The 350-nt window shown below is 43.1% G+C and carries 1 protein-coding gene; it reads right to left on the bottom strand.

Annotated features, from left to right (window positions below; translation table 11 throughout):
• Positions 1-350: MucBP domain-containing protein (locus tag ADM33_RS08465; protein ID WP_049504502.1), on the bottom strand; the 350-nt coding region annotated here is incomplete at both ends.

The following is a 350-nucleotide window of genomic DNA, read 5'->3' as shown; positions in this document are numbered from 1 at the left end:
TTGTTCGTAGACGTGCTCGGTATCTCCGTTCGGAAGTTTCTTAGTCTCTACGAAGCGGTAGCCTGGGATTTCTGCTTTTTCTTGTTCACCATCAACTGTAGGATATCCTGGGATTGAATTGCCTTCTTTATCCTTGAATGATGTCTTAACTTGTTCGTAGACGTGCTTGGTATCTCCGTTCGGAAGTTTCTTAGTCTCTACGAAGCGGTAGCCTGGGATTTCTTTCTTCGGTTGTTCGCCATCTTCACTTGGATATCCTGAAATTGCTTTACCTTCTTTATCCTTGAATAATGTCTTAACTTGTTCGTAGACGTGCTCGGTATCTCCGTTCGGAAGTTTCTTAGTCTCTA

This window comes from Streptococcus oralis, from assembly GCF_001075875.1.
GTDB classification, from domain to species: domain Bacteria; phylum Bacillota; class Bacilli; order Lactobacillales; family Streptococcaceae; genus Streptococcus; species Streptococcus oralis_I.
Note: the sequence above shows the minus strand (reverse complement) of the source record. Positions and strands in the feature narration are given on the sequence as shown.